The 7,898-nt window shown below is 68.4% G+C and carries 9 protein-coding genes; 5 read left to right on the plus strand and 4 right to left on the minus strand.

Annotated features, from left to right (window positions below; all coding sequences use genetic code 11):
* Positions 1–13: 13 nt before the first annotated feature.
* The 3 genes from CLG85_RS09485 (at position 14) to CLG85_RS09495 (ending at position 2,058) form a co-directional block, all read left to right on the plus strand.
* Entirely contained in the window at positions 14–358 is a 345-nt protein-coding gene (locus CLG85_RS09485; RefSeq protein WP_108968402.1) for a YbaB/EbfC family nucleoid-associated protein, read from the plus strand.
* Positions 359–447: 89 nt separating this feature from the next.
* The gene (gene recR / locus CLG85_RS09490; protein ID WP_224845634.1) at positions 448–1,041 is read left to right on the plus strand and encodes a recombination mediator RecR; all 594 of its coding nucleotides are present in this window, start codon (positions 448–450) and stop codon (positions 1,039–1,041) included.
* Between the two features lie 159 nt (positions 1,042–1,200).
* On the plus strand, positions 1,201–2,058 hold the full coding sequence (locus CLG85_RS09495) for a hypothetical protein (RefSeq protein ID WP_260348780.1): 858 nt from the start codon (positions 1,201–1,203) through the stop codon (positions 2,056–2,058).
* Positions 2,059–2,078: 20 nt separating this feature from the next.
* On the opposite strand, the gene CLG85_RS09500 is transcribed toward CLG85_RS09495, so the two are convergent.
* Both CLG85_RS09500 and CLG85_RS09505 read right to left on the minus strand, forming a co-directional pair.
* Complete coding sequence (locus CLG85_RS09500) at positions 2,079–2,912, minus strand: class I SAM-dependent DNA methyltransferase (protein WP_260348781.1); 834 nt, start codon at positions 2,910–2,912, stop codon at positions 2,079–2,081.
* Positions 2,913–3,304: 392 nt separating this feature from the next.
* On the minus strand, positions 3,305–4,081 hold the full coding sequence (locus CLG85_RS09505; RefSeq protein WP_224845628.1) for a DUF1013 domain-containing protein: 777 nt from the start codon (positions 4,079–4,081) through the stop codon (positions 3,305–3,307).
* 142 nt (positions 4,082–4,223) lie between these two features.
* On the opposite strand from CLG85_RS09505, the gene CLG85_RS09510 reads away from it, so the two are divergent.
* Positions 4,224–4,856, plus strand: a complete 633-nt coding sequence (locus tag CLG85_RS09510; protein WP_260348782.1) for a ribonuclease T2 family protein — start codon at positions 4,224–4,226, stop codon at positions 4,854–4,856.
* Positions 4,857–5,164: 308 nt separating this feature from the next.
* Here CLG85_RS09510 and CLG85_RS09515 read toward each other — a convergent pair whose 3' ends face one another.
* Complete coding sequence (locus CLG85_RS09515) at positions 5,165–5,812, minus strand: sulfotransferase family 2 domain-containing protein (RefSeq protein WP_260348783.1); 648 nt, start codon at positions 5,810–5,812, stop codon at positions 5,165–5,167.
* A 238-nt stretch (positions 5,813–6,050) separates the two neighbouring features.
* Here CLG85_RS09515 and CLG85_RS09520 point away from each other — a divergent pair, with 238 nt between their 5' ends.
* Complete coding sequence (locus tag CLG85_RS09520) at positions 6,051–7,076, plus strand: hypothetical protein (protein ID WP_224845622.1); 1,026 nt, start codon at positions 6,051–6,053, stop codon at positions 7,074–7,076.
* A 112-nt stretch (positions 7,077–7,188) separates the two neighbouring features.
* On the opposite strand, the gene CLG85_RS09525 is transcribed toward CLG85_RS09520, so the two are convergent.
* Positions 7,189–7,898: SPOR domain-containing protein (locus tag CLG85_RS09525; protein ID WP_260348785.1), on the minus strand; the 710-nt coding region annotated here is incomplete at its 5' end.

Below are 7,898 nucleotides of genomic sequence, written 5' to 3' on the forward strand. Positions count from 1 at the left end.
CAGGAGAAACCAGATGTTCAAGGGATTGGGCGGTCTTGGCGACATGGCCAAGATGATGAAGGCCGCGCAGGAGATGCAGGGCAAGATGGCCGATCTGCAGGAAGGCCTGCACACCACCATGGTGACCGGCGAGTCCGGTGCCGGCCTCGTCAAGGCGACCGCCACCGCCAAGGGCGAACTGAAGGGTCTCGACATCGATCCGTCGATCTTTAACAGCGACGACAAGGAAGTGGTCGAGGACCTGATCCTCGCCGCGATCAAGGACGCGCAATCCAAGGCGCAGGACCGCGCCGAGCAGGAAATGCGCAAGCTCACCGAAGAGCTGGGCCTCCCCGCCGACATGAAGATGCCGTTCTGACGCGCCTGCCGCAGGCATGGCGCGTGGCGGGACAGGGCGAACCCTCGCAGGAAGGTCGCCGGAGTCCCGCACCGAGGAGTGACCCCTGAATGCCCGAGCGCAGCGAGATCGACGCGCTGATCGAGATGATGGCCCGCCTGCCGGGCCTCGGCCCGCGCTCGGCGCGGCGCACCGTGCTGCACCTCATCCGCAAGCGCGAGCTGCAGCTCACGCCGCTGGCCGAGCTGATGAGCCGGGTCGCCGCGACGGCGCGCGAGTGCCTCAACTGCGGCAATGTCGGAACCTCCGAAATCTGCCCGATCTGCGCCGACGAGCGCCGTGCCAACGGCCAGCTCTGCGTGGTCGAGGATGTGGGTGATCTCTGGGCGATGGAGCGCGGCGGCAGCTTCAAGGGCCGCTATCACGTGCTGGGCGGCACGCTCTCGGCGCTCGACCGCGTCGGCCCCGAAGAGTTGCGCATCCCGCAGCTCGTGGCCCGGATCGAGAGCGAGGGCATCACCGAGGTGATCCTTGCGCTCAATGCCACGGTCGATGGCCAGACCACGGCGCATTACATCGCCGATCAGCTCGAAACCCGCGTCGAGATGAGCTCTCTGGCGCAGGGCGTGCCGATAGGCGGCGAACTCGACTACCTCGACGATGGAACGATCACCGCGGCGCTCAATGCGCGGCGCAAACTCTGATGCCTCCGGGGTCACGTGGCTGTGACCCCGCGCCTCTGGGCGGCCCCGCGACTTGGCGCTAAAGCCCGCCACATGACCCGCGCATCCACCCTCCTCCGCCTCGCTCTTCTCGGCACTCTCGCGCCTTGCGCCGCTCAGGCGCAGGAGGCGTCGGTCCCCGTGCTCGATCCGGCGCCGCTGTCGCAGGTCGACCTGCTGTCGCGCGAGATCGGCTTCGGCATCGGCCATACGGCGGTGACCAGCCGGCAGGACGGTTTCTTCCTCGGCGGCTATGCGGCGGGCGGGACCACCGCGCCGAACCACGCGCAGGACTCGGGATACAACAGCCGGGGCCTGGTGCTCGGCTGGGGCTTCGAGAACGGGCTCTCGGCCTTCGCGGGCTACGCGCAGGGGGTGTCCTATCTCGACGACGACATCCACGAAGCGCGCATCCGCTCCTACTTCCTTGGCACCGGCTACTCGGGATCGTCGAACGGCGTGGAGTACGGCGGAGCGCTCTTCATGAGCCGCACCCACAACAAGCTCTCGAGCCCCGCCTGGGCCACCGGCAGCACCGACCACGACGGCCGTATCCTCGGCCTCAGCCTGCGCGGCGAGACCATGCTGCGCGAGGGCGAGGTCCCGGGAACCGGGCTCGACCTCGTGGTGACAGGAGACGTGCTGCGCCACGCCACGGGCGATTACGAGCTTGCCCGGAAGGGCGGCGAGATCCAGAGCCGGGTCACCTATTCCACTGCCTTCCGCGCCGAGCTCGGCGCGCCGATGCGCGCGGTGGGTGGCATCCTGCGCCCCTATGCAGCCTACACCGTCTTCGGCGGCGACCAGGACGAGATGACCTATGTCACCGAGGCAGGCAGCCGCAGCTTCGACGCAAGCGAGCTGCTCAGCGAGGACCAGCTCTCGCTGGGCCTCGACTATGGCTCCAAGGACGGCCACGGGCTTGGCGGTCGGCTGGAGGCGGCCTCGAATTTCGAAGGCGACAGCGCCCTGCGCCTGCACCTCAGCTTCGGCTTCTGAGCCGCCCGGGGGGCACTGGCCTAGACCAGCGCCTCGGTTTCCCCGTCACCCTCGCGGTCGAGCACGCGCGCCGTGGCGCGGGCGGTGACCAGCAGCGCTGCCACGTCCTGCCCGCGATCCTGCCGCAGCACGCAGGCCGTCAGCGCCACCCCGGCAAAGCCCGCCTCGGCCAACAGGCCGGTCACATAACTCTGCGAATGGGCAAAACGGCGACTCTCGCGCAGATGGACGGGCGCCTCGCCCAGCTCGATCGTGAAGGCGAGATACCCGCCCGGCGCCAGCGCCCCGGCGCACCAGCCGATCACCCGCTCGAGCGCGCCGAGATAGATGAAGACATCCGCCGCCAGGATCAGGTCGTAGCGAGGCAGGATCGCCGCCATCTCGCCGATGTCGCGCTTCTCCAGCCCGTCGTAAACGCCCTTGGCCTCGGCTTCGGCCAGCATCCCCGAGGAGATGTCATAGCCGTCGAGCCGGTCGCAATGCGGCCGCAGAAGCTCACCCATCAATCCGGTGCCGCAGCCGAGATCGAGCGCGTGCCGCGCCCGCGTGAAGTCCTGCGCCTTCAGCGCCGAGAGCAGCAGCTCGGGACCGCGGTAGTTCAGCTTGCCGACCAGCGAGCGTTCGAAGCGCGGCGCGTATTGGTCGAAGAGCAGCTCGACGAAGGCCGGAGGCATGCTCTCGGCCACCGGCACTCCGCGCAGCAGGTCGCGCCGCAGCCCTGCGCCCAACGGATCGCGCGGGTCGGCGACCACGGCCTTGTCCCAGGCCTCGGCGGCGGCATCCACCTCGCCCACGACCTCGTAATACTCGCCAAGGCGGAACCACCCTGCGGCCCAGCCCGGCACCAGATCCATCGCCCCGATCAACGCCTCGATCGCCCCCCCCGTAGTCGCCCAGATGGGCCATGGTCTCGGCAAAAGCGGCGCGGCGCTCGGCAAGCGGATCACCACAGGGAAAAGACGTTCCCAGCATCGTTCATCTGTCCAAAGGGCCCGCTCATTTGCCGGAAATGGCCACGCGGCGGGCGACACGCTGCACCGCCTCGGGGTGCATCATCGCGGGCGATAGCCGGTCCTGGGATTTCCGTCAATTGGGCGCACAAAGGGCTGACGCTAAGGTAAAGGACCTGTGTTCTCGGGGGCCGGAAGTCGGACCGTCGGCGCTGCGCGGCGCCTGGATTTTCGGCAAAAGAAAGCCCGCCGCGTGGCTGCGGCGGGCTTTCTCGATTGGTCAGCGGAGGTGCGTGTCAGCCGCGCGGATCGTCGCTGTCGTCCTCGTCGTCATCCTCGTCGCTCGACGGCAGGTTGAAGAAGCTGTCTGCATCCGAGAAGTCGCTCGGGCCCTTGTCCTCGTCGTCGTCGTCGTCGCCGCGCGGGTCGGAGAGCGAGAAGGTCTCGAGACCTTCGATCGCCGTCGGCAGGCGCGGCTCGTGGCTGTCCATGCCAAGGCTCTGCTCGGTCGACACCAGCTTGCGACGCTCGTCGTCGGTCATCACCTCGTCGCGGTTCTTCGCGGCCTTGGCAACGGCGGCGTCAAGTTCGGACTGGCGGCACAGACCCAGCGCAACCGGGTCGATCGGCTGCATGTTCTGGATGTTCCAATGGGTGCGCTCGCGGATCGACTGGATCGTCGGCTTGGTGGTGCCCACCAGCTTGGAGATCTGGCCGTCGGTCAGCTCGGGGTGGAACTTCACCAGCCAGAGGATCGCGTTCGGACGGTCCTGACGCTTCGACAGCGGGGTGTAGCGCGGGCCGCGGCGCTTGTCTTCGTCGACAGCGGCGGGGTTGTACTTCAGCTTGAGCTTGGCGAGCGGGTTCTTCTCGGCTTTGTCGATCTCGATCTGCTCGATCTGGTTGTTGGCGACCGGGTCGAAGCCCTTCACGCCGCCGGCCACGTCACCGTCGGCGATGCCCTGGATTTCCAGTTCGTGCATGCCGGTGAAGTCGGCAATCTGCTTGAAGGTCAGAGTGGTGTTGTCGACGAGCCAGACAGCGGTCGCCTTGGGATGCAGCAGTTTTGCCATGGGTCATCTCCTTACGTAAATCTTCTCCCCTCCCCCAAGGCGTTGGCCTCGGGAGGTCCCGGATTACTTCTCCAGGACGGGTTACCGTTGTCGGGGAACTTCGGGCCTATATAGTCTCGCGGAACCCAAGAGGGAAGAGAAAATGCGCTGGCTGCTGATCCTGCTCGTCTCCGTCACCTGCGCCGCGCCCGCCCGGGCCGAGGGCGAGCGCGCCGGGGTCTTCGACTACTACGTGCTGTCGCTGAGCTGGTCTCCGACGTGGTGCGCGCTTGAAGGCGAGGCGCGGAACTCGCCGCAATGCGACCGCGCGCTCGGCTGGGTGCTGCACGGGCTCTGGCCGCAATACAGCCGCGGCTACCCTTCCTATTGCGACAGCTCCGCCCGGCCGCCGAGCCGCAAGGAGACCGCCGCCATGGCCGAAATCATGGGCACGCCGGGGCTGGCCTGGTACCAGTGGAAGAAGCATGGCGCCTGCGCCGGGCTCTCGGCGCAGGATTACTTCGCCCTCGCCCGCCGCGCCTACGAGAGCGTCACCCGCCCCGAGGTTCTGCGTCGGCTCGAGGCGCCGGTCACCCTGCCTGCCAAGGTCGTCGAGGAAGCCTTCCTGAAGGCCAATCCCGGCTGGGAGCCGGACATGTTGACCATCACCTGCCAATCCGGTCGCATCCAGGAGGCAAGGCTGTGCCTGTCCAAGGCGCTGGAGCCCGTGCCCTGCGGTCAGGACGTGGTTAAGGATTGCCGCCTGCCAAACGCTCTACTTGATCCTGTTCGCTGACGGACGCTGCCCGGTTGCAGCCCGCGCACCGGGCCGTGGAGCGGGTGTGGCCGAGGCCGTATGCTGGGGGATTGTCGGGATCAAAAAAACGCCAGAGGGTGTACCCGAACCAAGATCAAATGCTTGCCAGCATACAGAAAACGGAAACGATCATAGGAGCGGTTCACCCCCTGGCACGGCCACAGGCGTACGAGGTCGCGACCGTGCAGCCAGTCAAATCTCGAAGTTGTTAACAAATGGTTAACAAGAACGTTAATCGCCCTTAACCGAGCATATTTTTTCGGACCATCGCCACAATTCGACAACCCTCAACCAAAGCGGTATCCGAAGCGCGAAATCTCTCCGGCGCAAAGCCGGGCGATATGCTCGGCGGTCTGATCGTCGTAATAGCCGCGGTGGTCCCGCCGGCGCTCCGAGGTGTTCTCGTGGCCGATCTGCAGGCGGAAGCCGAGGTGCGCCTCGAAGGGCGCGAGATCCGCCTCGAGATGTTCGAGCCGCAGCCAGATGTCGCTCCGGTCCGCGCCGGTGACGTCTTGCAGGTAGCGCGCCGCCGGCCAGGCGCGCAGGCTGGCGCTGGTCTGCGGGTGCAGCACGAAAGGCGTGAACTCGAGCGCCTGCGACAGGTGCACCGCCGGGTGGTCGAAGCTCTGAGCGCGCAGCCAGTGGTAATAGCTCACCATCCGGTCCCAGGGATTGCGCACCAGCGCGACGCGGCGCATCCCGGCGATCTCGGCGGGCGTCACGATACCGTCGATATCCGCGAGCGTGGCGTGCTTCCAAAGCCGCCCGCGCGGCGTCAGCCGCTTCAGCCGCGCCTTGCGCTTGAGCGCCTTCGGCGTATCGCCGATGAGGATGTCGTCCGGATGCGCGCGCGCCTCCAGCGCCCGCGCCAGCGAGCTGCCCCCGGTCTTGGGGATATGCACGAAGATGTAGCCGCGGCCGGGCGAGATGATCATGCCGCCGACCCTAGTGCCGGTACCCGGAACTGAACATCCGCAACCCTCCGAAACCCGCGTCTTTTTCGCAACCGTGATCGCGCCGTGGGGCCGCGCCCGCACCGCGCCGCGCGGCAGCGATTGCTCCCGCCCGGGGAGCTTGATAATCAGGGGCGGAGACAAGGCAGAGCAGCGGGCCCCCCGGCCCGGACAAGCGCCGCAGAAACGCCCCGAAGATCGCCGAGAACGCACCCCGAGCATGACAGCCCTCAAGGAGTACCAGCGCCTCGAAGCCACCGCGCTCTGGCGGCCCGAGCCGGATGCGCAGCGGCGCGAGGTGATCCTTTCGATGGGCGATGCCACGCTCACAGTCTCGGACATCTCCGGCCGCGCGCTCTCGCATTGGTCGATGGCCGCCGTGGTGCGCGCCAACAAGGGCCGCAGCCCGGCGCTCTATCACCCCGACGGCGATCCCGGCGAGACGCTGGAGCTGACCGAGGACGAGAGCACGATGATCGACGCCATCGACCGCGTGCTGCGCGACATCGAGCGGCGTCGCCCCAAGCCCGGCAAGCTGCGCCTGCGCATGGTCATCGGCGTTGCCGCGCTGGTTGCCGCCGGGATCCTGCTCTGGCTGCCCGGCGCGCTCCTCGACCATGCCGAGCGCGTTGTGCCCCGCGCCAAGCGCGTCGAGATCGGCCAGGCGCTGCTTGGCCAGATCACCCGCGTCTCCGGCCGCCCCTGCGGCACGGGCGAGGCCGCGCGGCCACTGCGCCACCTCGCTGCGCGGGTGCTGGGCGAGGCGCGGCGGGGCGATCTTGTGGTGCTGCACGACGGGCTGCGCGACACGGCGCATCTGCCCGGCGGGATCATCCTGCTCAGCAGCGACCTGCTCGAGGATTACGAGGATCCGGACGTGGCGGCGGGCTATATCCTCGCCGAGTCGCTGCGCGCCAGGCAGTCGGACCCGCTGGGCGATCTGCTGCGTCATGCCGGGCTCTGGTCGAGCCTCAAGCTGTTGACCACCGGCTCGCTGCCGCGCGGCACGCTGGAGAGCTACGCCGAGGTGCTGCTCACCCGCCCGCAGGTGCCGGTGCCGCTCGACGCTCTGCTCGAGGGCTTCGCGAAGATCGAGCTGCGCAGCTCGCCCTATGCCTATGCCCGCGACATCACCGGCGAGTCGGTTCTGCCACTGGTCGAGGGCGATCCGCGCGCTGCCGAGGGCAGCGTCCAAGTGTTGAGCGATGCGGATTGGGTGCGGCTGCAGGGGATCTGCGGCGGCTGACGCGCCGGGCGGATCGCGGTGCGATGCAACGCGTCACGCAAGGCGGGGGCTCTGCCCCCGACGCGCTGCGCGCGCCTCCCCCGGGATATTTCTGCCTAGAAGAAAGCCACGGTCAGCGCAGGGTGGCGCCTCGGTAGCCGGTGGCCTGGACCCTGGCCAGCGCCAGGCTGGCGGCGCGCGCGTCGGCATAGGGGCCGACCCGCAGACGACGCATGCCGTCGGATTTGCGCAAGAGCTCCTGCACCGGAAGGCCCGCGGCCTGCAGCCGGTTGCGTGCGGCCGCGGCCTTCTCAGCCGTGGAGAAGGCGCCGATCTGCACGTAGCGCAGCCCCGGGCCCTCGTCGGAGGCGCTGTCGGAGGCCGCGGCGATCACTGTGCCGGCGGTCGATGGCGCGCGCCGCAGCACCGGGTCTCCCTCGAAGCGCACGCGCGGGGCGACGGCGGTCACCACTGTGCCGGCGGTCGAGGCATAGGGCACCTCGTGGGTCCAGACGCGCTGGGTGTCGTAGTAGCCCTTGACCGTCTGCAGGGCGCGATGCGGGTTCAGCCGGTCGTCTTCCCAGGCCGGACGGTAGCCGGCGGGAATGATCGTGCGCTCGGCGCGGCCGTCCTCGTAGACGTGGCGCGGCAGGATGCGGGTGCTGCCGGGCACCATGAGCTTGCCGTCCTGCCAGCTGCCGGTGCCATTGCCGTTGCTGTAGAAGACCTTCTTGCCCGGTGCGGGGGCCTCGCCGCGGCGGACCTCGGTCGCATAGGGCGCGGCCTGCGGGCCGCAGCGCAGGGTGCGGCCGTCGCTGACGATCTCGCCGCTGAAGCCGGGCG

Origin of the sequence: Alloyangia mangrovi (genome assembly GCF_002300555.2) — a bacterium.
In the GTDB taxonomy this organism is placed as follows: Bacteria; Pseudomonadota; Alphaproteobacteria; order Rhodobacterales; family Rhodobacteraceae; genus Salipiger; species Salipiger mangrovi.